Origin of the sequence: Bacillus sp. RB3 (assembly GCF_030164735.1) — a bacterium.
Classification (GTDB): domain Bacteria; phylum Bacillota; class Bacilli; order Bacillales; family Bacillaceae_G; genus Bacillus_A; species Bacillus_A cereus.
On sequence record NZ_JASNGE010000039.1, the window covers coordinates 1 to 24,904 of the forward strand.

The following is a 24,904-nucleotide window of genomic DNA, read 5'->3' on the forward strand; positions in this document are numbered from 1 at the left end:
TGTGTAGCTACGATATGGTATGCGTCTGAACTTGCACCATATCCAATGACTTCTGCATAAATCTTTGCCTCTCTATGTAAAGCATGAGATAAAGATTCTAAGATTAGAATTCCAGCTCCTTCTGACATGACAAATCCATCTCGATTTTCATCAAATGGACGACTAGCTTTAGTGGGATTATCGTTTCTTGTTGATAATGCTGTAGCGTTACCAAAACTGGCTATTGATAAGTCTGTTATAGCTGACTCTGTTCCACCCGCAAATATAACGTCAGCTTCCCCAGAACGAATTAGTCTAAAGGCTTCCCCGATAGATGTATTTCCAATTGCACAGGCAGAAACAGGTGACATAGAAGGTCCCATCGCATTCCACTTGATACTAATTTGTGCTGCAGCAGCATTAGACATTATGGCAGGTACTAGAGTTGGGCTGACTCTTCTTGGCCCCTTCTGCCTAAGCGCATCAACATTCTCAATCAAAGTTTCAATTCCTCCGATACCTGAACCTACGTATACGCCTAACCTTTCTACATCTATACGATCGAGGTCTAACTTAGAATCTGACCAAGCTTGTTCAGCTGCAGCTAAAGCAAATTGAGAAAAACGATCTAAACGTCTTGCTTCTTTCTTTCCTAAAACTTCATCTGCATCAAAATCTTGGACGAAACCCGCAATTTTTGTTTTATGATTGGTAACATCGAAAGTATCGATATTGACTATACCAGATTCCCCTTTAATTAGATTGTTCCAAAATGTTTTGATGTCGTTTCCTATAGGAGAAACTACGCCCATACCAGTAATCACAACTCTTTCCACTTTGCATTCCCTCCAATCAATAATATACTTGTATTTTACAGTCAATTTATCCTATTACAAGGGGGGATTTATCCTAGTATAACTACTACTAGGTTAAATTGATAAGAGAAGGAGTTTTAAAAATGAATAATAAAACAAGGCTTGAAGCTCTGTCGGCATTCTTAAAAGCTAAGCGCGCCCAAATTAGTCCAGAGTCTATTGGTTTGTCTACCGGAAACCGGAGAAGAACGCCTGGGTTACGAAGAGAAGAGGTTGCACAGTTAGCAGGTGTAAGCACCACTTGGTATACATGGCTAGAGCAAGGAAGAGATATAAAGGTTTCTACAATCGTACTTGATTGTATTTCTAAAGCTTTGCAATTAAATAATGATGAAATAGACTACTTATATGACCTGGCATTCGAAACAAATTTAGAAATTACAAGTCCAAAAAAGGATCAATCAAAGCTTAGCCCTTCTTTAATACGAATACTAGATGAATTAACATATTGTCCGACTATCATTACGGATCAACATTGCCATATTGTGGGCTGGAATCCTGCAGCTGCTTATGTTTTTTTAGATTTTGAACAAATACCGAATGATCAAAGAAATTTAATTCGTTTAGTGTTCACTAGAAAAGAATTAAAAGCATTGGCCGTCAATTGGGAACATTTTGTGAAAGGTTTTCTTGCTATTTTCCGTACCTATTATGGACGCTATTTAGACGATGAATGGTACAGCCAGTTTATTGAAGAAATGAGTCATTCCCATCCAGAATTCCAAAATTTATGGCAAGAAAGTCAAGTGAGTAAGGCTCCAGACATGATAATTGAATTCAGACATGCTAAAGCAGGCAAAATGTTGTTTAATTTAACTTCTTTTCAAGTTCAAGGTGATATGGATTTACGGTGCAGTATCTATACGCCAGTAGAGGAAACAGATACAGAAAATAAATTAAAGCGATTAATGAAGAAGGTATCCGTTGAAAATTAATAAAGTAAGTTCATTATATTAGCAAAATGATACTGATTACTGAACAAAGTCATTATTCCTTATGAGAAAAAGAGTTAACTTTACTATTTCCTTTTTGTTCCATGGGTGGATGGCGTTAGTTGAAAAGAAATAAGCTAATTTGCATTCGGATTTCTATGATCCTTCTTCCATTATAGGGTGCTTTAATGAAAGAAGGATTATAGAAATGAACAGACCTTTTTATAAAAGAATGAATCAATTAAATAAAGTAAGAGCGTGTTTCGAATAATTTCAGAACACATAGGTCATTTATCTCTTTGTTCTGTACCCATTAAAGATTTCCACAATACGAGGTCAATCTATTTGTTTTTCGTACAGAATAGATAAGACGAGCTCTTTTTAAAACATTTATGACTTAGCCCCCATATCTATCAATCTAACAGAAAAGGTTGCCCCTAAACGAAAAAATAAGCCGTTTTCTATTAAAAATACACGGAATTTTCATCCTGAGGGTGTTATAAAATTCTTAAGTTAATGGGTATGTATGGTGTCCCCCTAATAACCCTTACAATTTTGTAATATTAATGTCACTAAAATCAATTTCTTCACTATAAATCCTTTACTATAATTTCCATATACAAAGATAAGGAGCTAGTTATATGAAAAAATCATTAGTTATATTATTCGTACTGTTTTCTAGTTTTGCTATAGGGTTCGAAAGATCACCTACTATAAATAGAATGGGAACAGAGCAATACTATGTACAAATAACAAACAAAGGTGAGGTAAAAGGTAACCAACGTTTCTATACTTTATCTACTTATAATAAGGATGGAGTAGAAAAAACAGTTACATTTGGAAGTGTAAAACCAAAAGACACCCCCCTTAAAGAAAATGCCTTCATACGCCTTTATATCGATCAACAGGATAACAACAATACAGAATTAAATCATAAAGAAGTAAAATCCTATGAGGAAGTTCAACAAAGTGATTTACCTTCAAAAGTAAAAGAAAAATTACATATTAAATAATTAACCAATCAAAATAAAGGATACTCTCTTATACACGATGAGGTAGCACTATATCGCTATCAAACTAGCTGAATAAAATATCCCCTAAAATGAAAAAATACGCCATCCTTTCCTATAATTCTACGAAAAGAATAGCGTATTTGTTAAGTGACAATAAAGTTGTTTAATTCTTATTGGACTAACGCGCAGTTTAGTACAAAAATCAAGGGTAAGGGAGGATTTCCACCTTTACCTTATTTTAACTTTAGCTCTAGTATAGGGTATGGACGTCCAGAAGAATCTGTTTCCGTTTCACTTACTATAAAAAAGCCATTATTAATATAGAATTTAGTTGCACTCTTATTGTCTTTATTTACATCAACTGTTGTAATATCAAAGTCTTTAATTAAAGAATTAATAATAGCTTTACCGTATCCTTTACCTATTTTATTAGGTTTTAAGAATAACATTTCTAAGTGTTGTTTATTTATAGCAGAAAAGCCAATTAAATCCTCTTTCTCATACCATAACTGGACATTAAGATGTGGGAAATATGAGGGGATTTCTTTTTTAAACTCTTCTCTATCGGTATCTCTTAAAAAATGATGAGTAGCTAAAACCGACTCTTCCCATATATTCAAAATTGTATCATAATCTTTCTGATTTGCTTTTATATATATCATTAATATCTCTCCTTTAGTTTTAAATTATCAACTCCTTCCCAATAAGTATTTTATGATTTTCATATTATATAACCACGAACTTAAAATGTTCATTAATAAAACCTCCAAATAAACATTTAGATAATTTGATTATACTATCAAATCTTTATTATTACTTTACAGTATTTTTTCATTTTAGGAGGTATTTTGTTTTTTTAACTTGATAGCGATGTGGTGCTACCCCACATCCATCAACTTAAGGATTCAGAGTTATTCTGAAAGAAAAAGTAGCTTTTTTATCACAAGTTATCATTGCTTTAGGGGTACTATGAAAATTTCAGCTTGATTGTGATGAAATTCGAATAAAGAGGGATAGCAAAAAATACTATCCCTCTTTATTAATTTTTGTCGTAAAACTGGTTGATGGAATTAATAACATTAGTATTAAAAATATGAATTTTTTCTGCTCCATAGTAGCTAATAGGATAAATCCCCACAAATGTTTGATAAGCATTTACATATTGTTGATAGCGATTTTGAAAAATACTCGCACTTAAATTATTAGAAGGATCCCCCCAACTAATCTTACCATCAATCTCCATTTGAACTCCAATACGGGTTGTATTATTACTTAATTTAATTGCTGCAGGATTACCATCGCGGAAAGTTACTTGCTGTTTTTGTATACTGTATTTTACTCCTTGTAAATTTGAAGCCGGTGCTTGGTTTGAGATTCTTGTTCCAGTTCCATTGAAATAGTAGTTAGGTTGTAGCAAAACCTCATCAAAAATATTCGTCCTATTTGTCAGAAAACCTACACGTTTAATTGTATCTGCTGCGATGTTTTCAGCGTTAGAGTAGATAGGAACCCATATGAAATCGTAACGTTTTGATAAGGAATTTTTAACATAGTATGATAAATCATTAGCTAACTTGACTGTCCTATTGTTCATGAGATTATTGTAATCGAATTGTTTACCTGGGTTATTATACATATACTCGCAGTTAAAATAAAATCCTGATACTGAGTTCCCAAGTTCTTTGTCAATCTGATTAATAAAGCTTTGAAGTTTAGGGTATAGTTTGTCGAATGGAGCATTTTCAGAATTTAGCCCTGGTAGCCCAATGATAACAGGTTTAGGTTTTTGAGATTTATTAATAGTGTTAACAGTATCTTTTATATACGATAAGGCTCTAGAATAAGAATTGTTAGAACCATCAGTGTACACTTCCCAGTGCGGGCTAGGTAGAATTACAAATTCATTAACATTTGTAAATTTATCAATATCCGTAGTACTAAATTTAGGATATATAGCCCCATTATTTGTCTCACCTACATAAAGAAATACACGTTTTGAATTTGAAGCTGCTTGTACATCTGAAGAACCATAAAAAGTGAAACTAGTGATGCTTAATACTAGCATGATGATTAGAGATAAGCTTTTTTTAACTATTTGCATAAAAATCCTCCTATAATAGTTTTATATTTTCCTATAAGCGACAATTTCTTTTTATATGTTATAATTCCCTGTAAAAAGATTGAAGGTAAATTTATATATACATAAAACTGAAGATTCCGTCTATTCATCTTCAATTTACCAGTTAAAAAATTTAATTTGTGGATGTAATCTTATCAAATCTCTATCAAACTAAGGATTTGGAATCACCTCAAAATGAAAATTTTACCCTTTTACAGTAATTCGAGAATTCGGCTTATTTTTTTCATTTTGAGGAACTACCAATATCTTAAGTTGATGGATGTGGGGTGCTACCCCATGCCCATCAACTTAAGAATTTAGAACTCCCCCAAAAAATTATGAGTTTTTTAGGTAGTTTTATTTTCTTAGCTTGATTGCGATGAGCGGTCCCCCATAAAGGCCCCTGATACATAATTGATGTTCTGCCATTTGTAGAAAACAATCCACTTATACCATTTTAACAAGAAGAAATATCTCGTCCATGTTGTAATATTGGCTTACGTTAAGCTTGTGAAAAAAACATATTCATGTATAATACAATTGATGTATGATACATTAGTTGTAGGAGGGGGACCTTTTTGAAAAGAGAAGATGCCTTAAAACTAAGAACAGATATTAAGAAAATGATTATAATAACTGGGGTTTTTGAATCTCAAAATTTGCCCAATGGACCATTTGAAAAGCCTTTACCAACTTCTCAAATGATGGCGTTAGAGGAACTAGAGGTGGAAAAATTAACTGTTTGGCAACTATCCAATAAACTTAGATTAGAGACTTCAACTGTAAGTAGATTGGTAGATAAGTTAGTAAAAAAGGGGCTTATTTATCGTGAAGTAAATGAAAAAAATAGAAGAGAACTTTTTCTGCACCTCACAGAAAAAGGTCACATAACTGTTAATTGCTTAAGAGAGCAATCCATTACATTTTATCAAAGTATTCTCAATAATTTATCAGAGTCAGAACAAAAAATAGTTGTGGATGGTTTTGAATTATTTATTGATTCTATTTCTAAGTCTTTTGATTAGAATGAGGTAAATCATAACATTTGGAGGATAAAATGAGTTTGCATTTTGAACGTCCTATTATTGAATTAAAAGAGAAATTTGATGAATTAAAGAAAATTATGAAAGAAAATAATGTAGATTTATCGTCAGAAATTCATGAATTAGAAAAACGTTTAAATAAAATGCAAGATAAAATTTATTCTAATATTACACCTTTTCAACGAGTTCAAATTGCAAGGCTACGTAACCGGCCCACGACATTGGACTATATACCTTTATTGTTTACAAACTTTCTCGAACTTCATGGTGATCGATTATATGGTGATGATAAAGCAATGATAGGTGGTATTGCAAAATTTAAAGGAATGCCCGTTACGGTTATTGGTCATCAAAGAGGTAGAAATACAAAGGAAAGTATAGAAAGAAATTTTGGAATGGCACATCCAGAAGGTTATAGAAAAGCGCTAAGACTTATGAAACAAGCTGATAAATTTAATCGCCCTATTATTACATTTATTGATACAATAGGCGCCTATCCAGGGATAGGGTCTGAAGAACGTGGAATTTCTGAAGCGATAGCTCGAAATCTATTTGAAATGACTACACTTAAAGTGCCAATTGTTTGTATTGTAATTGGAGAGGCATCAAGTGGTGGGGCTCTTGGCATTAGTGTCGGTAACCATATCCATATGTTAGAGTATTCATGGTACTCGGTAATTTCGCCAGAAGGAGCAGCATCTATCCTATGGAAGGACGCTAAGTATGCTCCAGAAGCTGCTGAACATATGAAAATTTCAGCAAAAGATTTAAAACATTTAGGAATTATTGATGAAATCATTCCTGAAATTAAAGGTGGCGCACAAAATGATATAAAATCACAGGCAAAAATGATTGAATCTGTAATCGAATCATCTCTAAAAAAATTGATACTATTATCCTCGGAAGAGCTTATACAACAGCGATATGAAAAGTATAGACAAATAGAGAATTATAAATGAAAGTATTTAAAGTCCATATTACATTTCGGAGGATTCTCGCAAAAAAAATTCTAAATATTTTGCAAGTAACCTCTTAAACCGGGATATGCTGACACTATTACTCTACAAAAGATGTGTGATCGGTATGGAAAAGGAAAATTTGTTCAAATGGAAGCATTATCACATACCCATCAACTTAAGAAATTGATTGCTCCCCAAAACGAAAAAATGAGCTAAATTCTCATAAATAACTGTAAAAAGGTGAAAATTTCGGTATGGGGGTATCTCAAAAGCTTAGGTTGATGGCAATGGGGTGGTACCCCTAATAAGAGAAGATAATGTGCTCATCGCCCTTGATTGGGCTTTAAAAAAGTAGCATGTTTGTCCCAAGCGAATTGAATTTCCCATTCTTCTTCGAATCCAATCTCAGTAACTTTATTCTTACGTAGTTCTTTCGTCGTATCTTCTTGATATTTAACGAACATTAATTGCTGTGCCCTGATAATAGCCGTATATTGAATCGTTATGTTTTCCCATAACATATCAATCGGATTCTTATCCATGATCTCAGCAGCTAAATCAGCTACATCTTCTGAAAAATATTTACGGAAGAAACCATGTGTTACAGCATTGTATGTAAAGCTATAGCCTTCTCTAATTTCTGTGGCTCAATTTGTTGTTTAACTAATTCCACCCCAATAACTTTGTTGATTAAATGACCGACAACAACTGTTTGTTCTTGTTTATTTAGTTTCATCTTTGTTTCACCTGCACTTCTAGAAAATTCACATGAGTCTTTAAATGTCCTACTTCACACGATAAATTATTGATCTGGTCTTGTTGTTCCACAACTGTTTTAATTAGCGCATCAATTCTTTCCACTAATACCGCACATTGATTATCCATTCTTCAGCCTCCTCCGAAATTACTCTAATTTAGTCTTGAAATTCTCTAAAACTCGATGTATTATATTTTTGTATTTTCTCAGTTCCTAAGCCGAGAAAACATCATCACTTCTGAAAGGACCCGAACTCCAGCGGGTTCTTTTTATTTACTTGAACTCATTTTCGAATTGTTGTATTATATTCTCGGGTCTTGCTCCATAAATCATTATCAGGAGAATCTGCAGGTTTGCAGGTTCTCTTTGTAAAATAAAAAACATCCATTATATGAACACTTCATGTTATTATGATTAAATTGTTTTAATTCAGTTTGATATGCAGGTGAAACGAATGGAAAATAAAGAACATGAACCAAAATACGATTTAAGCAAAATATACACATACGAAGAGCATCCTGATAAAATCAGTGGTCGCTGTGATAATTGCGGTAATTCCGCATTCAAAAGTTCCATTAAAAATTTCATCTTCTTAAGAGAATGCCGTCATTGTGGCATGAAGAAAATCATCTAGCCTCGGATAGGGCTTTTTTCTTTATAAAATAAAAAAGCAGCTGTTAGGCTACTTAAAGTTCAGCTTATCACCAAATAAAATGATATATATATTCTCCCGTTATACTTTCATCAACTCCTGCAACTCTAGCAAATCTCACTATGTCCGCCCCATGAATGAAATACATTGTTAGCATGACTGGCACCCGCGACCACATAACACGATAAAGCTCATTCACTCTTTGCCTAGTCGTAACAATTAAATCATTTGCAGGTCCATTAATCCATGCAGTTGTCCTTACTGAAGTAAACGGAAGATCTATCCCATTAACAACTATTCTCGCCATACTTTGCGTAATATCCACATCGATCCCCCTCATTCCAAGAATCAAATCTGTTTCCCATATTTACATAAGTATTCTTAGCTATAAGAAATGCTTAAAGTGAATTCTTTATAAAATAAAAAGTAGCGGATTTTTCACTTCGATTAATCCACTTTAATTCACCATACACTTCATAATAAATTAATAAAAATGTAAACACAGGTAAATAGAGAAGAATGCTATATTCTTCTCTATTTATCTATTCTTATAAATTTCATAAATTATTATAGTATAAATATTGATTTCAAGTTGATTAATTAAAATGCCATGTCCACCTCTTTTTTATTTAACAAAAAAAGAACCCGCTGGAGTTCGGGTCCTTTCAGAAGTGATGATGTTTTCTCAGCTTAGGAACTGAGAAAATACAAAAATATAATACATCGAGATTTAAAGAATTTCAATACCTAAATTAAAAATTACCATGGAATGGATAAACATGGATAGGTAACCAATCCAATGCTTTTTTTATTTCGCATAGGAAAAAGGAATCTGTAATGAATCCGTTTCACAATGCTACCTTATACTTATTGACTTTCCGCTTAACATCCATAAAAGCTAGTAATGCTGCAATAGTGCAAAAACATTTAAACCAAAGGACCCCGGAAGAAGGTTGTACGTTTATAAACTCTTTGTTCTCTTGATTTATTAAATGCGCAAAGCAATGTTATTGCATTATAAATGGTGGAAACCGTTGGTGGTCCAAATGTTTTCACCAATCCCTGAACCCCTATAAGAAGTACTTATAATAATAACAAATATTAATGATAATCCCTATTATTGAAAGTAGTGTACTTCCAAGACTAAATGGAGTGAATTTTGCCTGATACACTTTAACTTCACCTAGATCTACGTTTCCACTAAAATGCTTGTCAGTAACTCTAGCAATATTTTGTTGATAATTAACGAAATAAGGCACTAACCAAATATAGGATAATAGAACACAACTTCCAATAAATAATGCATCAATAAACGAAACCTTCCAATTTAATGAAATAATGAATAAAGCAACGATTTCTATTAACATAACAAATATCATTATTATGATATTTCTGATTTTTTTAGAAATCCTATTAAATAAATTATTATTAAGAAAAGTTTCTATTTTTGTTGATGCAATGCTAAGCCACAAAATCAGTCCGATTAAAATAACATTCACCAAAATCTTAAATACAGCAAAAATAAAAAAATACATAATTCCCCCCTTATATCCCTTGGTTAATTGTATGAGAGATTCTGTAAAGATGCGTGTAAAACTAGATTATAATGATAATATATTAATTCCAGGGAATTATATAATAATGTATATATTTAGGTTAACTAAAATTATTAATTAAGTTAAGGTGACTACACTAGATTTATTAATGATATAAGATATTGTTTCCCAAAATTCCTTTTCTAATAAATATATATTTTCTAAACATTTTTGGATCTCAGTTAGAATTTTTCTATCTTTATTTCGACCTGCAGAAAAGAACTTTCTCCCCAATAGTTTATACAATTTATGAATTTCTTCCATTTTACTAATACACGAATACTGTTCAATCTCTTGTATATAAGAAGAGGCTTCTATTAAAAAATCAGTATATAACTTCCTGAATCCACTTCCCCCACTTCCTATTTTTTCAATCATCATATAAGTATGGATACAACATTCTTCCCACTCTGGTAATTGAGTCCAATAAGGTACTTCTGCTGCTAATTTTTTGATATTTAGAATACCATAATTATCATTTTTATCTTGAAGCATATCGCTAGCATTTTTTCGCATGCCTTTTAAAATCGCTTCACGAATGTCTTCAATAATAAAAGGATGAACAGGAGCCCAAACATTTTTACGATCATATGGTACTTTCGCCTGACCAGCAGTCTTTTTTAAATCTGCTAGATTTAATGAAAAATACTCACTAGATATAAAATCAGATACTACGAAGGTTTTCTTTGTTATATCAAATCCCACAATTGTAAACGTATGTCCAGCAACATTTCTCCCTCCTGCAGTTCCGTAAAAATCTAAATATCCCGTTTCTGAAATCACTAATATAGGGATATCATTTTCTAGAAAATTAATTATTTTGTCTACATCCAATACTTCATTGCTATACCATTTAAAACTATGATTAATTGCATTAAAAAAATTATTTTCAAAATAAGGCGTGCGAGTAATTAATAATCTGGGATAGTTATTTGCAAAACTAAAATAGCTAAAAAACAATCCACTCCCAATCCCAAATATCATAGCCTCACTTAAAGGATTCTTATAATACATCGTGATTTCTCGAATAGCAGTGGAAGAACAATGTTTTCCCACTAAAGAAGGAAAATTAGAAATTATATGCTTGCTCACTTAAACTCCTCCTGTATAAAAAGTTTTTCTTGTTCTAGACTAATGATATTATCCTGTAGTGTTGGACTTGCAAAATGATCTACAATAATAATTGTGATATGTTCCTTCAAACTGTTCATTATATTTTTTATTTCATATCTAATTTCAGAATCTAAATTAGAAAAAGCTTCATCTAATATTAATATTTCAGGATAATTCTTTAAACTGCTAATAATAGATAATAATTGTCTTTTCCCACCAGATAACTCCGAGATTGGTTTGTCAGGCTCTAATAAAGCTACAAGAACTTTCACATAGTTATCAATCATTAATTTTTTCACAGGGTCTATGAATTTGTCACGATTATATTCTTCAATTAAATTTAGCTGATCAATGACATTGTCTGTGACAAATTCAGGTTCTTGGAATGCGACACATAAATTGTTTCTTAGCATTTCAATATCATATTTTGTTATTTCATGGTTATCTAAGTAGATTCCACTAGATTTTATAAATTGAATCAAGGATAAAATTAAAGTCGTTTTTCCTGATGCATTTCTTCCTATTAAATAATTAATTTTACCCCGTACAATCTCTCCGGTAAGATTATTAACAATATTTTTATTCTCTATCTTTACTTGCGCATTTTCAAAAGATAGTTTTCCTTGGTTAATTTCTTCTACTTTTACATGAATATTTTCTTCCAGGTCCAAACATAGTAATCCATGCACCCTTTTTATAGAAATTAAACTAATTTTAAAATCAATAAATAGTGACATGATTTTCTGAATAGGAGAGAAAAAATTCATGGTATAAATTAAAAATGCTGACAGAGCACCAATACTTAGAGTCTTATTTTTCACCTCTAAAAATCCAACTATTGCAATTGAACCAATTAATAAACAAAAAAGAATTGTCATGGTAATATTCATAACTGCAACTAATCTTACATTTTTTGATTGTGCTTGAGAAATTTTTTCAATTCTTTCATTATACTGCTTATCAAAACCATTTTTTCTCGCAAATATTTTATAACTTTTAAAATTCCTCTGAATTTTTTCTATTACATTAGATAAATAGTCACGGTGATCTATAAGCTGCATATTGATTAAATTAAGTTTGCTATTAAATATATAAAAAACGCCATAATAGATTGGTAAAATAAACAGAATAATCAAAGTTAATTTCAAATTAAGGGTTATTAAAATACAGAAAGTACTTATAAATACAAAAAACTGAATTACCAAGTTAAATATTATAGAATTAAGAATCCCTTGGCACTGCGGAACGTCATATGTAATAATCTGTGTTAGATTTTTATTTTCAAGATTGATAAAACTAAAATAATTGGATTTTTTTAATGTTTCATTTATATGCTTCCTTAATACTAAATTACTGTGTATTACTATTTGATTATCTAAAATTAGAGCATAGTATTTTATTATTAATTGAACAATTATGAAGGAAATGAACATCCAACCATATGTTATTGAAAATTCGTACAAATTATTAATCGTGATATTATCAATAATATACTTTAAGAGAAGTGGGAAAGCAATTTCATATACAGCTAGAAAACTGGAAAATAAAAACAATATAATTAGTTTATATTTTTGCATCTCATACAAATTTATAAGAAATTTTAATAACACTTTATTATTCACTTTCTATTTCCTCATTTTCATAATATATATCGTTGAATTCTGTATCCATAATTATTGGAGTAGGATACTTTATTCCTCCAAAAATGTGCGAAAGTAACACAAATTCATTTTCTCCATCAATTTCTAAAAAATCATTTACTTTATTTTCATATACACCGAAAACGGCTCTAATACCTAATTGTTGTGCACTACTTAATAGATAAAGATTTTGGGAAAGGTGTCCCATATCTAAATGTATTAATTTATATCCTCTATCTTCATATTTACTACTTGTTTGATCAAGATTTGCAACATGAAACATAATAAAAGAAGATGAATGAATATGAGTATTATCAACATATAAATCACTAATAGTATTTCTAAAGTCTCCTTTTCGTATCATTTCTAAAGTGTTCTGATCCCTATTATAATAATATATACCTTGTTCTAATTCTTCGACATTAAAAATTGCTATATAAACACTTATAGGATACTTTGCCCCTGCAGATGGGGTCGCACTATGTGATTTATTAACATACCCATATGAAAAATGAAGCAAGTTCGAAAGCGTTTTAAAACGAATTCTAGTACGAATTTCTAATTCTTCAACGGATTTTCTATTATTAATAACTTGATAAAATTCTTGACTAATCATAGATTTATCTAAACGAAGAGGTATGCTTTTAATACAATAATGTTTCTTTTTTATTTCCATAAAATAGTTATATTTTAAATTCTTTGGAATCTCAAACGATCGTACGGGTGATATCCTAGTATTACAATCATACATTCTAGATAATACATATTTCTTTGTGTGATCTTCAAATTTTTTCATAACTTTTACCTCCTTTTTTATACATTCTTTATGGAAATGGATGTGGATTCTTATTAAAGGTTTTTGCTGGAGTATACCCCATATTTTTCGGTGCATCTAACAATCTATTACAACTTAGCATAGGTAAAGTTATTTCTAAAAAGGCCAACTCTGGCATTAATACTCTATATACATATAAGCCTAAAGAGCTTATATCTTCTGTGGTTAAATCATATGTATAGAGATTTAAATCCATGGCATTAAGCTTTACTTTTAGTTCTTCAAAATTGTTAATCTCGGAGTAATGACTAAATGGTTTTGGAGAACTGGAAGTCAAAAAATCAAAAGCATCTTTATCATTCCCTGATGCATAATAGAGCATATGATCCTTGATACTTTTTATACTTTGGGTATTTTTAATATCTACTGCCTCTGCTATTTCATTGTTCGGGTTAACTAATAAATTCAGACTAGCCAAAGTTTCCATTAAAGCCCCTTTCAGTGCTGTAAGAGGATTATAATGCGCTTTTGCACCTACTTGTATATAAGGATAATTATTATAAAGGTTCCTTACCATGACAAAGCATGTAGGTATCTTAATATCCGTTGTTATATCGAAAAATAGAACTTCAAACCCCTTTTCACCTGCAACTTTCAAGTAATACTGTACCATTTCATCTGGAACAGTCTCAGGATCTATTAATGGAACGGATAACTGATTTAACCATGTAATCATAATCGCGTCCCTTTCAATACATTCTAGTGCAGCGTTTTCTATTGCTTGCAATCTTGAAGAACCTGTTGCTAAACCAGTAGAAATTGAATCCCTTATTTGTGGAAGTAAGAACTCTTCCTCAACATCAAAGTATATTGTATTAGCAGGAACTAATATATTTTTTTTATGAATTTCATCTTTTGCTTGTACCCAGTTAAATGTCGTATCGCCATCAATTCCTTTGCTAATACCATATATTTCTTGATGTTGTTCCCTCAAAGGCTGAGTAATTGATAATGGATTTAAGGCATGAACGTTTTCTTTCACTAGGGAATTAAATGAGCAGTTGATTAAATTTTCTGTATTTATATAACATGAACAATAACGCTCAAGAATTTCTCCAACAGCCGATATTAATGCTGATTCAGCAGAATCATAGCTATATCCTAGACCACCATAATCACCACGAATTTTAACACCATAATTAACATCAACTAATTCATTTCTAAATGTAAAATATAGATGCATTGGAAAAGGAAGCTTAAAATCCAGTTCATTCTTTACATGATGTATAATCCCAGTATTCTTATTTATAATATTTTCTAAGGCATTCTGTATCCCCATATTTTTCTACTCCTAACTGTTCAATACAAAATCTTTAATTATATTTTTATTTGTACCTGCACATTTAGAACATCCTGGAACTTTTAATACAGGATTTAAATTCGAACTTAAATTAAATACATTGTAAGTGAACTCTTTTCCAATTATTTCGCAAGGCATATAATTAGAGAAATATTTCATAATAAAACTAAGTATATGAAAACTAAACATCTCAATTGTCCCAGGAATTAAACTAATATGTGTCTCATTCCATTCACTATTATATTTCTTAAGATATTTATAGCTCAAATAAGAGTTTTCACAATTAGAAATTTTCCTACTTAAAAAACAGTTATAACAACTAGTTTCCTTAGGGATAAATATTGGTCCAATGCTAAATTCTTGCTCTTGGACTAAAGATCTTAAAAATGGTATTTTGTAAATATTAGAAATCTCATTAACTTCACTAAATAAATCCTCATTTTCAAAAAAATCAACTGCTATGATAAGATCAGCACTTTGAATTTGATTCATCTCTAAAAAGGTAAATTTAATACCTAAAGCTTTCTTCACATACTCCTGTAATTCTTCATTTCCCATTAATATTACCTTTTTAGCATAAGTATCTTCAATATCTCCAAAAGCACTGGATATTGAACCTGTTAAATTTGAGATGAATTTTTCATATCTTTGCAATTCTTTATCTACAAATTTATATTTTTCAAGCATATCGTAATTCTTTACAATGTTATTTTCGCTTAGCAAATTAATTATGTCGCAAAGATACTCTATAGGTAATTCTAATTCTGCTGCCAATTGTTCCGTACTTAATTCACCTGTTAGTAATGGAATTAAAACGAGTATATCCTCAACGGAATCCCCATTAAGGTTTAAATACGTATCTCTATTAAAAAAAACTATACCTCCATCCTCATTTTTCACAAAACAATAGCTATCTAGTATAGGTTTATAATTCAGAATTGTTTTTTTCATTTTTTTCCTCCTTGTATTGATTATCAGAGATGTATTCTTGCTAATCTAAAAGAAATTTACAGAAAAAAAGGAGGAAAATCCTCCTTTTTAGATAATCAACCTGAGCATTTTTTCCATATTCCGTCACCAACCTTTCCTGGTTTAGGACCTAAACAAGAAGTTGAACCACCACAACCTGCTCCAGTACAACCAGAATCAGGTTCTTTAGCATAATTAATTTTTCCCGACTCAGTTAATTTAATATCTAAAGTTTTTTTCTGTTCCATAAGTATTGCCTCCTTTCTTTCACTTGATTTGCCTTGGCAATTTCAAATATAGAATAATTTAGGAGATAATGCAATATGAAAATATAAAATTTTCTTTCTATTAGAATTTTCTGAAACAACCGTTGACATACAAAAAATAATATAATACAATTTAAAATATTTAATGGTTATTTTTGAGGGAATATGTATTTTATGGATAGTCAATCAATATGTTTTTCAATTAGAATTATTCTTACCCCTTGATTTGCATTGCCTATTACATACTATATGAATAATTTAATTTACACCAAAGTAAGATTGAATAGAGGAAATGTATTTTTGAATATCACGATTTAATATGTTTGCGCTATATTTAACATTAGGTATGGAGGGAATATATATGGTTTTTAGAAACCAGATTACTTGGTTACAAGCGCTTATTGTAATATTTGTTTCAACTTTTATAACTATTTCCATTACATTGGTACGGGATTTAGGGAATGAAAACATAATAAAATGGTATAATTTCGATATTATATTATATTCCTGTATAGTAGCATTTTTATTCTTATATAAGGTATCATATTGCTACTTACGGGATGAGTGGGATGTATTTGCTCTTTTGAGATGGAGGAGTTATGTTTTATTTATATTAGCAATTACCCTACAATTTTTAATTTCCAATTGGTTATTAAATATCCCTCTTCTTAGTACTTGGGATTTACTCACTAGCCCAACAGCTTATTATTTGGATGCAACAGGGGCGCAAAAAGTCTCATTTATTATAGGAATGACTCTTTTAGCTGCAATAGCTGAAGAAGCTATATTTAGAGGTATTATCTTAAAGAAACTACTAACAAGATTTAATCTTTTTATTAGTGTTTGTCTATCATCTTTGTTCTTTTCAATTGTACATCTTCCTTCCACCTTTACTGATGCATTCCTATCTTTTCTGCTTGGAGTTCTAACTGCATCCTTATATCGTCTTACTAGATCACTTTCTATATCAATTATTTTTCATAGCACATGGAATTTATTTATCATCTTTTACAGTAACTATTTATAAATAATGGGCATGTAGTACTATCTCTAAGAACAACAATTAATCCCAATCATTGTTCTTAGAGAATAGGCCATTGATTGCTTTAACTGTTAAATTCCAATTCACCCCTTGCTTCTCCTCAGGTTTATGGTATTTTTATTTTCCCTTCTTCAATCAATTCACCCATTAATCCATTATTTGAAAAAAATTCATGAACCCTTACATGTGTAAAATCTACAATAATAGTAAACTTATATTTGATGAACTAGAACTACATGACTATTACGATACTTTCATACTATTCCTAGCTCTAAAACATCGCTATGTAGATAGTAATCCATTTTCAATTGGAATTTTCTCTAACAAACCTGATAAATCATATATTTAACATTTTCTGGAATCAAGTGCATGAAAAAAAAGAAAATTGGCAGGTATTAGATTTATTTAATAATAATATGAAAAACTTTAAAATATTATTAAAAAAACAGAAAAGTATACAGTAAGTATGAAGAAGTTAGATATAAACGGATTTTTAAATTTCTATACTGACAATACAAATATGAAGCGTTTTTTATTTGTTTAGAACCCTTATAGCAAAACGGGTTCTTTTTATTTATAAAATATGTTTCAAATAAATACTAAAGTTAAAAAATTTGATTTAATTATTATTCACAGCTCAAACTTACAATTCATCATAAAATAATTATATATATCAAAAGGTACACCTATAGATATAGTATATTCTTTGCAGCTTAAATTACTTCAAAAGGTATCAAAATGTACTTAAGACATACTTCATAAGTACACACACTTTTTGAGATGTGTTTGTTGAATGATTTTATGCTTATTGGAGGAGGATAGTGTCCCTATCAGTTGGATACACCACAGAGAATCCCCTTGTTGTGCTGTTTATTGTTTTTAATATTTAATCTGGTACATGAAATTTTAAGATTAATTCATTCCTTTGTTTTTCTTTTAAAATTCTTATAGCATTCTATATGAATTTTATGGTATTATATAGATAGAAAATTTGTTTCCATTGTTTATACTCTATTGTACGTAGCGTGAAGGACAAACCTTACGCCCTGTTAACTCGGGCGAGGTTTGTCCTTTTTTTTACTTTAAGGAGGAATTTACTATGAAAAAAGTCTACAAAATTGGAGCAATTGTTACTACTTTGTGTGTTGCTTGTATTGCAATCTTTACTTTAACTAAGAATGAATCAGTCAATACAGAAACTATAACACCAGAAAAAACAATTGTATCTGCTGCAGATGTAAAAGGATCACCTGAAAATATAAAAGATATTTCAAAAGAAGAATTACAGCAAAAAGTACAATCCCATGAAGAGTTCATTGCGTATTACTATCAACCAACCTGTCATTTTTGTAAAAAAGCTGCTCCAGATATCAATAGTATGTCAAAAAAGCACGATAGAACTATCTATCGTATTGATATTTCTACACCAGAAAATCAAAATGCCTTTCAAGAGTTCGACATTCCAGGTACTCCAGTTGTTGTAGCTTATAACAGAGGGGAAGAAGTTGAACGTCTAGAAGGGGCCGTGTCAGCTGCTACATATAATGGATTCTTTGCAAGACGTAATTCGAGCGCTAGCTAGTATAGTGCTCGTTTTTCTTTGTACGAAAGGAGAATTAACATGCAACAAAACGCCCGTATTCATTCTTTAGACATAATAAGAGGTATAGCCATACCATGTATCCTTTTTGCTAATCTACCCACTATGACGGGACTAGATCCCTTTAATCAAGCGGGTTATATTGGTACAGATAAAGTGATTCGTTTTTTAGTAGATTTGTTTATACAGGCAAAGTTCTATACTATTTTTGCATTCTTATTTGGAGTAGGATTTTACATCTTTATGAAAAATACAGAAGCAAAAGGATATCCCATGTATAGGCTATTTATAAGGAGACTGTGTATCTTACTAGTCTTCGGTTTACTCCACTTCACCTTTCTATGGTATGGAGATATTCTACATGCGTATGCTATAGCCGGATTTATTCTATTATTCTTTTATAAGCGATCTACTAAGCTTATTTTTATAGCTGGTTGTAGTTTCCTAACGGTTAGTTATGTATTACATGTTATTGTATTTTTACGAGCAAGTTCTTCTATTTCTGTAGTACCAAATTACTATCAATATATGTTTACAGGCAACACTACCAATCACACTGTAAATCTATTTATACATTATTCTCATCAAGTAAAAGCACGTCTTTTCTTTCTAATGACCCAGGAATTCCAGCAACTACTAATAGGAATTCCGGAATATATAGGCTTATTTTTAATCGGGTTATGGGCTAGTAAGAAAAATATTTTTAAAAGGGTACCGGAATTAATAAAGAAAATTAGATTTTTACAGTGGAGTTCGTTATGTATCTCATGTCTTCTCTCTTGTCCTATTATCTACTACTTTATAAAAACAGATGTCTATTACTCTCAGGATGTACAACTATGGATTCTATTTGGAGGGAAAACGCTAGCTATATTCTATATTTGTACTCTACTGAGAGTTTGTGAGAATAAAAAATATATAGAATGTCTGCACCCCTTTATGAACGTTGGTCAGTATGCTTTAACGAATTACATCACTCAAAGCATACTTACGCTTGTCATTCTTTCGTGGTGCTTTAAAGATGTCTCACACGTATATTACTGGCAACTATGTATCTTCGGGCTTTTAATTATTTTTGTACAAATTATATTCAGCAAGATTTGGAGTAAATATTTCCGTTATGGTCCTATTGAGTGGGTATGGAGAAAAGGAGTTTACAAGAAATAGAGGCACTATATCATTCTGATCCTATTAAACATTAAAAAAAATTGCAAAATCTATCAACAGATTTCGCACCAAAAAGGGATACCGCCACATGCCCATCAAGCTAAGGTAATATACGTTTAATTTCAGGTGAGATTTTTTTCTTTTTCAAAAATCTAATTTAGTTGATTTTTATTTAATCTTGGCTTGATAGCGATGGGGCGATACCATTAGTACAGCCCTAATACGTTACAAACTTTTTATAAAAGGTTTTAACGTCCTACGTTTTTGACCATTCTGTACAACGATAACTTTTGTTTATTGATTTCACTTGTAATCTGGTAGCCTAATCTCTGATACAATTTAATGGCCAGTTGGTTCTCTTTCTTTACTGTTAGAGAGCATTTGGCAAATCCTTGCAGGGAAGCCCGTTCCTCAGCAAACTCAAGTAGTCTGGTACCTATCCCCAGTCCTCGACTTTTGGGCAATAAGGCGATTGTTCCGATGTGAAACTCGTCATCTTCTCCCTCCTTCAAGGTAATCATCGAATAAAGCATTTTGATATTCAGAATGTTATAAAAAACAAAACCCAACTTTCGGAATAAAAGCAGCTGTTTAAAAGTGGGCCAAGCAAGACGATTTAAAACAGGGATGGGATAGCAAGTAATCATCCCTAAAGTTTTCCCGTCCATTTGAGCTTCATAAGCGTATTGATGACTAAAACGGTTGTTCCCCTGCCGCCATAGCTTACAAAAAGTCTCTTCGACTGTGCTCTTCTCCTCAGATCCTGCAAGTGGAAACGTCATATATTCCAATGCCATTACATTTAGCTGGGCGCCGACCATGGATTGTTGAACAGCCTTTACTATAGAGATTTGATTCATTTCCCAGTACTCCTTTCCGCTTTATATATTATTGATGTTAATTATCATGGATTTGTATTAATTCACTCCCTTCTCAACTCATCCTTAGCTTTGAAACCATAATAAAATGTATTTAAAACAAGCTCTGCAGCAGATTTTTTAGCCACATTTCCTTCATGTACTTGTTCCCAAGTATGGAAAATCAGAGCATAAAGCGTATTCAAAATCCATTCGCTGCTAACCGTTTGCTGAAAGTAACCACGTTGTTGTAACAGTTCAATAACACGTCGTATAGGTTCCCTCAGCTTCTCTTCGGCTTCACCTAATTCTTTGTTGTTAAATACAGATGCATCATGACCTAGAAAATAGATTTTGTCACCTAAAGGGATTAACGCTTCAATGAGTTCTGGAATATAGTTTTCACTTCTTTCCTCATCCAGTGGGATCTGGTTTACGGTATCACTTACCAGTTGTATAGCCCGATGGCCCAAGAACAGCATCAATTTCTCTCTGCTTTCGACGTAGCGATGGAGTGTAGCAATGCCAATTCCCGCATATTCCGCAATTTCATTCATCGAAGCAGTAGGATTTTCAACAAGTAATATAGTAGCTGAATCAAGAATTGCGTTAAATCTCGCTTCCTTTAACGTTGATAAGTCTTTCTTCATCGTCAATCTCTCCCTTATTATATAAATCCGCCATTTTTTGATAGATAAATATATCATTTGATATTATGATAAACAATCTCAAACAAAGTGTCCAGCTGCTGAATTTAGCTTTTCCAAAAGAATTATATTACTGAAACTGGTAGTACTTTGAATGTTTCATTTTTAGCATTTCATTATGTAGATGACGATGAAGAGATTAATTTTTTGATGTAATACGTACAAAAGCCAAAGGAAATGGTACGATTCGCTTTTTTAGTAGAGAAAATAATCACATTAGCTGGGTTTTTTAAGCTATTTTTCACGATGTTCCCTTGTAATATTTATATTTTTTTCACTAATATGGTTATCCTTCTTGTTAATTTTTTCAGCATTTTTTTCATTGAATCCATTTGTACTTCATTTAATTACTGAATATTTTATAATGAAGGTACTTACTGCATAATGTTATCGGTTTACTTTAAAATTCACTTCCGGGTATTTGGTCATCAGCCTTTTAAGGGTTGAGCCGTCATCCTTCTGTTTTACATACTGGTCAAAAAATGCCAGGCTGAATTCGTTGATAACGTGATGAACTTCCTTTGGATTTTCACCTGGGCTCTGCAACAGAGGGGAGAACAAATGTAAATCAGTGAAGCTTGTATGATCCGTATGAGGAATGACCATTGACATACCACCGCCAGCTAACCCACGTCCATATCGCTCCCTCACTTTATCGGGATCTGCTTCATCAGGCTCTACTGCACTCATGAGCAGAAATGGTTTTCCAATCCCACTTTCAGGTAAAATTTCCCCATACAAAGCGCCATCCATATTGATAGCTGCTTTAACACGGGAATCTTTTGCAAGTATTTGTGCTGCGGTAGCTCCACCATAAGAGTGCCCAAACATTCCAATTCTTGAGGTATCAAGCCTTCCTGTAAAGAAGCCGGTCTCATCGTTTTGGTTAAGTTTTTCTATCTGATTAAGCACAAAGGTGACATCTTCCTCCCATAATTTTATGTGGCTATCCCCTTCGTCATCAGTTAAATTGAAGGGCTGTACGTAAGCAGTTCGACCATCTGGAAAGACGGTAGCTGCAGTATCAAAAGTATGATCTATACTTAGAACAATATATCCTTGACTAGCCAACTCCTCAACTTCAAACGTGTTTTGATTACGAAAACCATTAAAACCATGAGAGAAAAGTAATATGGGATATTGATTCTCTGAGTCTGAGAGTTGTAAATCCATAAACGAATGAGATTTTACCAATTCCAAGTGGCTGAATGCAAATGCAGGAATAGACAACGTTTTTTCCAATCCCTTGGAGAGCTCATTTATGTTACGAATGTAAGGTTCTTGATCCCCCTTGCTTTTTTCAGCCGCAGGATACCAAATTTGCACCATCAGTTCGCGTCGATCAGTTGGATTTTTCGAATATGGTTCATTTCTTTGATGATCAACCCAATGATAAAGCTTTGTACCGACCCTATGTGGACCAGTTGGTTCTTCAAATGAAAATACTGGCATAAGTAAAGGTAGCGCAACTGCTACAGACAAATAGATGCACAACAACAAAGTCTTAACTATGAATATACCCCGGCTTCTAAAGCCCTTTTTCCGTCCAGCTAATAAATAGCATAAAATCAAGATAACTGGGGATACATATGCCGGAATCATCTGCCATCTAAAACCTTCTGTCAATAGCTGCACTGTAATCATTACAGCAGCAACCAAAGTAGCTAATTTAGACCATTTTTTCGTTTCCCCGGCTACAAACAGTATCCAACTCAATAGACTAAAATTCACAACTATCAAAACGACTTCCCAGAAATTCATTGGCATATCTCCTTTGAATGCATTTTACTTCTAATTAAAGAAGTAGTTTTCAGTTTGAGCAAAAACAGATGAAACACCTATATAGTTGCACCAATTATGCTTAATAATCGTTTCATCCACTATACTCCTTTCTTCAAATTAAAAACTTAAAATGCCCAGCTACCTTTACGGAAAATTGGCTCTACAGTTCCATCTGGTAAAATACCGTCGATGTCCATCTCACTACTCCCTATCATAAAGTCCTCATGTGTTACTGAACTATTTGCACCTAACATTTCAAGCTGATCGTTATCTAAATACCTTCCACCCTCTAAGCAAGTTGGATAAGCTTTACCAATCGCTAAATGGTTCGAGGCATTTTCATCAAATAATGTATTAAAATATAAAATCCCCGATGCTGAAATTGGCGATAGATGTGGTACAAGTGCTACCTCACCTAAATAGCAGGCGCCTTCATCCACATTAATAAGCTCCTGTAATAAATCATGTCCTATCTGTGCTTCAGCTTTAATAATTTTTCCTTCATCAAATGTCAGTTTAAAACCATCGATAATATTCCCTTGATAGACTAATGGTTTTGTATTGCTTACATAGCCATTTACACCTTGTTTCATCGGTAACGTATAAACCTCTTCTGTCGGCATATTAGCCATAAAGATAGTATCATCTGGCGTTTTACCACCTCCAGTAATCCATTTATGCTGTGGTGCTAATGCAATTGTTAAATCAGTACCTGGTGCTGTATAGTGAAGCATCGCATATTTTTTATTGTTTAATAGGACCGCACGAGATTCTAAATTTGTTACATGTTCACGCCATTTTTCAACCGCATTTCCTTCACCGATACGAACAGCTTTAAAAATAGCCTCCCATAATGCTGGTACTTGATCCTCATCTGCTAAATTCGGGAACACCTTCGATGCCCACTTTGATGAAGGAACTGCTACCATCGACCAAGCTATTAAATCCTTCATTAGGGCGTTGCGATTGTTTCCTAGAGCAGCTCCTGATACCTTTTGATAGGTAGCTAGACGATCAGCTGAAATACCTGCAAATCTATCGGGGTCTGTAGCATCTATTATTAATAGTGCGCCATTACGTTCAATCAGCTCATCATTCATTTTGACTATCCATTCTGGGAAATGATTAAATTCTTCATCTGAGGCAAGATCAAAGTAAGCACGATCCATTTCCTCATCAGAAAAATTAACATGAACACGCCCAGCCCCAGCCTTATAGGCCTCTTTCACAACTAAACGGACGAAATCCAATGCATCCACTGATGTATTGACTAATAAGTATTGCCCTGGTTGAATATTGACACCAATTTTCACCGTAAGTTCTGCATATGCTTGTAATTTTTCTTCAAAAGTCATATTATTTACCTCGCTTTTATCCAATAATTTTTGAATCCCCTTCACTAGCTTGCCTTCATACCATACTTTCTGAACAGGTTTTTCAGGATTTTCTCTTGTCTATTTTTTACCTTTTTTATCAAGACATGATAACAACTTAGACAGAAATATATTTCAATGAGTTTCGATGTTTTTACCAAATAATCTAATACAAGGGTATCAAGCACTACATAAAGTTATAGCATTCTTTATTGTGAAGGCTCACTCATTTCTTCCCAATCATTTCAATGCTGCTGCACCTAAATGCTTCCCATCGATGGGGTGTTTAACAATCTCAATCACACCTTTCTTTGTATAAACTCATTTTT

At 32.2% G+C, this 24,904-nt stretch carries 25 protein-coding genes and 1 pseudogene; 8 read left to right on the forward strand and 18 right to left on the reverse strand.

The genetic code is table 11. The features are described from left to right. The coding region (locus QO049_RS26965; RefSeq protein WP_284489663.1) for a beta-ketoacyl-[acyl-carrier-protein] synthase family protein at positions 1-815 on the reverse strand (815 nt) is incomplete at its 3' end. A 122-nt stretch (positions 816-937) separates the two neighbouring features. On the opposite strand from QO049_RS26965, the gene QO049_RS26970 reads away from it, so the two are divergent. Then, the gene (locus tag QO049_RS26970; RefSeq protein WP_097797045.1) at positions 938-1,789 is read left to right on the forward strand and encodes a helix-turn-helix transcriptional regulator; all 852 of its coding nucleotides are present in this window, start codon (positions 938-940) and stop codon (positions 1,787-1,789) included. Positions 1,790-2,427: 638 nt separating this feature from the next. Then, on the forward strand, positions 2,428-2,799 hold the full coding sequence (locus tag QO049_RS26975) for a YxeA family protein (RefSeq protein WP_246963333.1): 372 nt from the start codon (positions 2,428-2,430) through the stop codon (positions 2,797-2,799). Positions 2,800-3,032: 233 nt separating this feature from the next. Here the strand turns inward: QO049_RS26975 and QO049_RS26980 are convergent, their stop codons facing one another. Both QO049_RS26980 and QO049_RS26985 read right to left on the reverse strand, forming a co-directional pair. Further along, the gene (locus tag QO049_RS26980; protein WP_098581343.1) at positions 3,033-3,461 is read right to left on the reverse strand and encodes a GNAT family N-acetyltransferase; all 429 of its coding nucleotides are present in this window, start codon (positions 3,459-3,461) and stop codon (positions 3,033-3,035) included. A 377-nt stretch (positions 3,462-3,838) separates the two neighbouring features. After that, positions 3,839-4,900, reverse strand: a complete 1,062-nt coding sequence (locus QO049_RS26985; RefSeq protein WP_246963337.1) for a DUF4855 domain-containing protein — start codon at positions 4,898-4,900, stop codon at positions 3,839-3,841. Positions 4,901-5,496: 596 nt separating this feature from the next. Here QO049_RS26985 and QO049_RS26990 point away from each other — a divergent pair. Together QO049_RS26990 and QO049_RS26995 are read left to right on the forward strand one after the other, a co-directional pair. Beyond that, positions 5,497-5,943: a MarR family winged helix-turn-helix transcriptional regulator gene (locus tag QO049_RS26990; RefSeq protein ID WP_016122572.1), complete on the forward strand. Its 447-nt coding sequence runs from the start codon at positions 5,497-5,499 to the stop codon at positions 5,941-5,943. A gap of 32 nt (positions 5,944-5,975) precedes the next feature. Continuing rightward, positions 5,976-6,920 carry an acetyl-CoA carboxylase carboxyltransferase subunit alpha gene (locus tag QO049_RS26995; RefSeq protein WP_000052085.1) on the forward strand — a complete coding sequence of 315 codons (945 nt, stop codon included), beginning with the start codon at positions 5,976-5,978 and terminating at the stop codon, positions 6,918-6,920. Between the two features lie 300 nt (positions 6,921-7,220). Here the strand turns inward: QO049_RS26995 and QO049_RS27000 are convergent. The 3 genes and pseudogenes from QO049_RS27000 to QO049_RS27010 all read right to left on the reverse strand — a co-directional run. After that, a pseudogene (locus tag QO049_RS27000) lies at positions 7,221-7,534 on the reverse strand (phage terminase small subunit); the annotation flags it as partial. Beyond that, a complete protein-coding gene (locus tag QO049_RS27005; protein ID WP_278003236.1) occupies positions 7,522-7,656 on the reverse strand; it encodes a hypothetical protein in 135 nt (44 codons plus the stop codon). The pseudogene QO049_RS27000 and the gene QO049_RS27005, both read right to left, overlap by 13 nt. After that, the gene (locus QO049_RS27010) at positions 7,653-7,805 is read right to left on the reverse strand and encodes a hypothetical protein (protein ID WP_246963345.1); all 153 of its coding nucleotides are present in this window, start codon (positions 7,803-7,805) and stop codon (positions 7,653-7,655) included. The genes QO049_RS27005 and QO049_RS27010 overlap by 4 nt, the downstream gene beginning before the upstream one ends. A gap of 326 nt (positions 7,806-8,131) precedes the next feature. On the opposite strand from QO049_RS27010, the gene QO049_RS27015 reads away from it, so the two are divergent. Further along, entirely contained in the window at positions 8,132-8,311 is a 180-nt protein-coding gene (locus QO049_RS27015; RefSeq protein WP_284489664.1) for a DUF8096 family protein, read from the forward strand. 67 nt (positions 8,312-8,378) lie between these two features. Here QO049_RS27015 and QO049_RS27020 read toward each other — a convergent pair whose 3' ends face one another. The 8 genes from QO049_RS27020 to QO049_RS27055 all read right to left on the reverse strand — a co-directional run bounded on the left by QO049_RS27020 (position 8,379) and on the right by QO049_RS27055 (position 16,029). Then, positions 8,379-8,669, reverse strand: a complete 291-nt coding sequence (locus QO049_RS27020) for a hypothetical protein (RefSeq protein WP_074625531.1) — start codon at positions 8,667-8,669, stop codon at positions 8,379-8,381. A 730-nt stretch (positions 8,670-9,399) separates the two neighbouring features. Continuing rightward, positions 9,400-9,864 (reverse strand): hypothetical protein, encoded by a 465-nt coding sequence (locus QO049_RS27025; RefSeq protein ID WP_098202557.1) that lies wholly within the window; start codon positions 9,862-9,864, stop codon positions 9,400-9,402. Positions 9,865-10,002: 138 nt separating this feature from the next. Then, the gene (locus QO049_RS27030) at positions 10,003-11,016 is read right to left on the reverse strand and encodes a BtrH N-terminal domain-containing protein (protein ID WP_074626663.1); all 1,014 of its coding nucleotides are present in this window, start codon (positions 11,014-11,016) and stop codon (positions 10,003-10,005) included. Further along, the gene (locus QO049_RS27035; protein ID WP_098202559.1) at positions 11,013-12,659 is read right to left on the reverse strand and encodes an ABC transporter transmembrane domain-containing protein; all 1,647 of its coding nucleotides are present in this window, start codon (positions 12,657-12,659) and stop codon (positions 11,013-11,015) included. Before QO049_RS27035 ends, QO049_RS27030 begins: the two co-directional genes overlap by 4 nt. Continuing rightward, the gene (locus QO049_RS27040) at positions 12,652-13,473 is read right to left on the reverse strand and encodes a SagB/ThcOx family dehydrogenase (RefSeq protein WP_246963377.1); all 822 of its coding nucleotides are present in this window, start codon (positions 13,471-13,473) and stop codon (positions 12,652-12,654) included. The genes QO049_RS27035 and QO049_RS27040 overlap by 8 nt, the downstream gene beginning before the upstream one ends. 28 nt (positions 13,474-13,501) lie before the next feature. Then, positions 13,502-14,791 (reverse strand): YcaO-like family protein, encoded by a 1,290-nt coding sequence (locus QO049_RS27045; RefSeq protein ID WP_246963380.1) that lies wholly within the window; start codon positions 14,789-14,791, stop codon positions 13,502-13,504. A 12-nt stretch (positions 14,792-14,803) separates the two neighbouring features. After that, positions 14,804-15,763 (reverse strand): hypothetical protein, encoded by a 960-nt coding sequence (locus QO049_RS27050; RefSeq protein WP_246963381.1) that lies wholly within the window; start codon positions 15,761-15,763, stop codon positions 14,804-14,806. Between the two features lie 95 nt (positions 15,764-15,858). Continuing rightward, the gene (locus tag QO049_RS27055; protein ID WP_246963383.1) at positions 15,859-16,029 is read right to left on the reverse strand and encodes a hypothetical protein; all 171 of its coding nucleotides are present in this window, start codon (positions 16,027-16,029) and stop codon (positions 15,859-15,861) included. Positions 16,030-16,408: 379 nt separating this feature from the next. Between QO049_RS27055 and QO049_RS27060 the strand changes: the two genes are divergently transcribed. The 3 genes from QO049_RS27060 (at position 16,409) to QO049_RS27070 (ending at position 19,856) form a co-directional block, all read left to right on the forward strand. Continuing rightward, entirely contained in the window at positions 16,409-17,074 is a 666-nt protein-coding gene (locus tag QO049_RS27060) for a CPBP family intramembrane glutamic endopeptidase (protein ID WP_074626381.1), read from the forward strand. Between the two features lie 1,114 nt (positions 17,075-18,188). Continuing rightward, a complete protein-coding gene (locus QO049_RS27065; RefSeq protein ID WP_246963386.1) occupies positions 18,189-18,671 on the forward strand; it encodes a thioredoxin family protein in 483 nt (160 codons plus the stop codon). 39 nt (positions 18,672-18,710) lie between these two features. Next, on the forward strand, positions 18,711-19,856 hold the full coding sequence (locus QO049_RS27070; protein ID WP_246963389.1) for a DUF418 domain-containing protein: 1,146 nt from the start codon (positions 18,711-18,713) through the stop codon (positions 19,854-19,856). Positions 19,857-20,104: 248 nt separating this feature from the next. On the opposite strand, the gene QO049_RS27075 is transcribed toward QO049_RS27070, so the two are convergent. The 4 genes from QO049_RS27075 to QO049_RS27090 form a co-directional block, all read right to left on the reverse strand. Continuing rightward, the gene (locus tag QO049_RS27075; RefSeq protein WP_168409756.1) at positions 20,105-20,716 is read right to left on the reverse strand and encodes a GNAT family N-acetyltransferase; all 612 of its coding nucleotides are present in this window, start codon (positions 20,714-20,716) and stop codon (positions 20,105-20,107) included. Between the two features lie 62 nt (positions 20,717-20,778). Next, positions 20,779-21,363, reverse strand: a complete 585-nt coding sequence (locus tag QO049_RS27080; RefSeq protein WP_061662895.1) for a TetR/AcrR family transcriptional regulator — start codon at positions 21,361-21,363, stop codon at positions 20,779-20,781. A gap of 444 nt (positions 21,364-21,807) precedes the next feature. Further along, positions 21,808-23,181 (reverse strand): alpha/beta hydrolase family protein, encoded by a 1,374-nt coding sequence (locus QO049_RS27085; protein ID WP_284489665.1) that lies wholly within the window; start codon positions 23,179-23,181, stop codon positions 21,808-21,810. Between the two features lie 146 nt (positions 23,182-23,327). Next, positions 23,328-24,557: an aminopeptidase gene (locus QO049_RS27090; protein WP_284489667.1), complete on the reverse strand. Its 1,230-nt coding sequence runs from the start codon at positions 24,555-24,557 to the stop codon at positions 23,328-23,330. Positions 24,558-24,904: the final 347 nt, after the last annotated feature.

Bases quoted from the DNA above. Each gene is read 5' to 3' on its own strand.
- QO049_RS26975 (WP_246963333.1), top strand. From the start codon at position 2,428: ATGAAAAAATCATTAGTTATATTATTCGTACTGTTTTCTAGTTTTGCT.
- QO049_RS27055 (WP_246963383.1), bottom strand. From the start codon at position 16,029: ATGGAACAGAAAAAAACTTTAGATATTAAATTAACTGAGTCGGGAAAA.
- QO049_RS27060 (WP_074626381.1), top strand. From the start codon at position 16,409: ATGGTTTTTAGAAACCAGATTACTTGGTTACAAGCGCTTATTGTAATA.
- QO049_RS27040 (WP_246963377.1), bottom strand. From the start codon at position 13,473: ATGAAAAAATTTGAAGATCACACAAAGAAATATGTATTATCTAGAATG.
- QO049_RS27010 (WP_246963345.1), bottom strand. From the start codon at position 7,805: ATGGATAATCAATGTGCGGTATTAGTGGAAAGAATTGATGCGCTAATT.
- QO049_RS26995 (WP_000052085.1), top strand. From the start codon at position 5,976: ATGAGTTTGCATTTTGAACGTCCTATTATTGAATTAAAAGAGAAATTT.
- QO049_RS26985 (WP_246963337.1), bottom strand. From the start codon at position 4,900: ATGCAAATAGTTAAAAAAAGCTTATCTCTAATCATCATGCTAGTATTA.
- QO049_RS27070 (WP_246963389.1), top strand. From the start codon at position 18,711: ATGCAACAAAACGCCCGTATTCATTCTTTAGACATAATAAGAGGTATA.
- QO049_RS27080 (WP_061662895.1), bottom strand. From the start codon at position 21,363: ATGAAGAAAGACTTATCAACGTTAAAGGAAGCGAGATTTAACGCAATT.
- QO049_RS27065 (WP_246963386.1), top strand. From the start codon at position 18,189: ATGAAAAAAGTCTACAAAATTGGAGCAATTGTTACTACTTTGTGTGTT.
- QO049_RS27015 (WP_284489664.1), top strand. From the start codon at position 8,132: ATGGAAAATAAAGAACATGAACCAAAATACGATTTAAGCAAAATATAC.
- QO049_RS27045 (WP_246963380.1), bottom strand. From the start codon at position 14,791: ATGGGGATACAGAATGCCTTAGAAAATATTATAAATAAGAATACTGGG.
- QO049_RS27090 (WP_284489667.1), bottom strand. From the start codon at position 24,557: ATGACTTTTGAAGAAAAATTACAAGCATATGCAGAACTTACGGTGAAA.
- QO049_RS26980 (WP_098581343.1), bottom strand. From the start codon at position 3,461: ATGATATATATAAAAGCAAATCAGAAAGATTATGATACAATTTTGAAT.
- QO049_RS27025 (WP_098202557.1), bottom strand. From the start codon at position 9,864: ATGTATTTTTTTATTTTTGCTGTATTTAAGATTTTGGTGAATGTTATT.
- QO049_RS26970 (WP_097797045.1), top strand. From the start codon at position 938: ATGAATAATAAAACAAGGCTTGAAGCTCTGTCGGCATTCTTAAAAGCT.
- QO049_RS27020 (WP_074625531.1), bottom strand. From the start codon at position 8,669: ATGAGGGGGATCGATGTGGATATTACGCAAAGTATGGCGAGAATAGTT.
- QO049_RS27005 (WP_278003236.1), bottom strand. From the start codon at position 7,656: ATGAAACTAAATAAACAAGAACAAACAGTTGTTGTCGGTCATTTAATC.
- QO049_RS27075 (WP_168409756.1), bottom strand. From the start codon at position 20,716: ATGAATCAAATCTCTATAGTAAAGGCTGTTCAACAATCCATGGTCGGC.
- QO049_RS27050 (WP_246963381.1), bottom strand. From the start codon at position 15,763: ATGAAAAAAACAATTCTGAATTATAAACCTATACTAGATAGCTATTGT.
- QO049_RS27085 (WP_284489665.1), bottom strand. From the start codon at position 23,181: ATGAATTTCTGGGAAGTCGTTTTGATAGTTGTGAATTTTAGTCTATTG.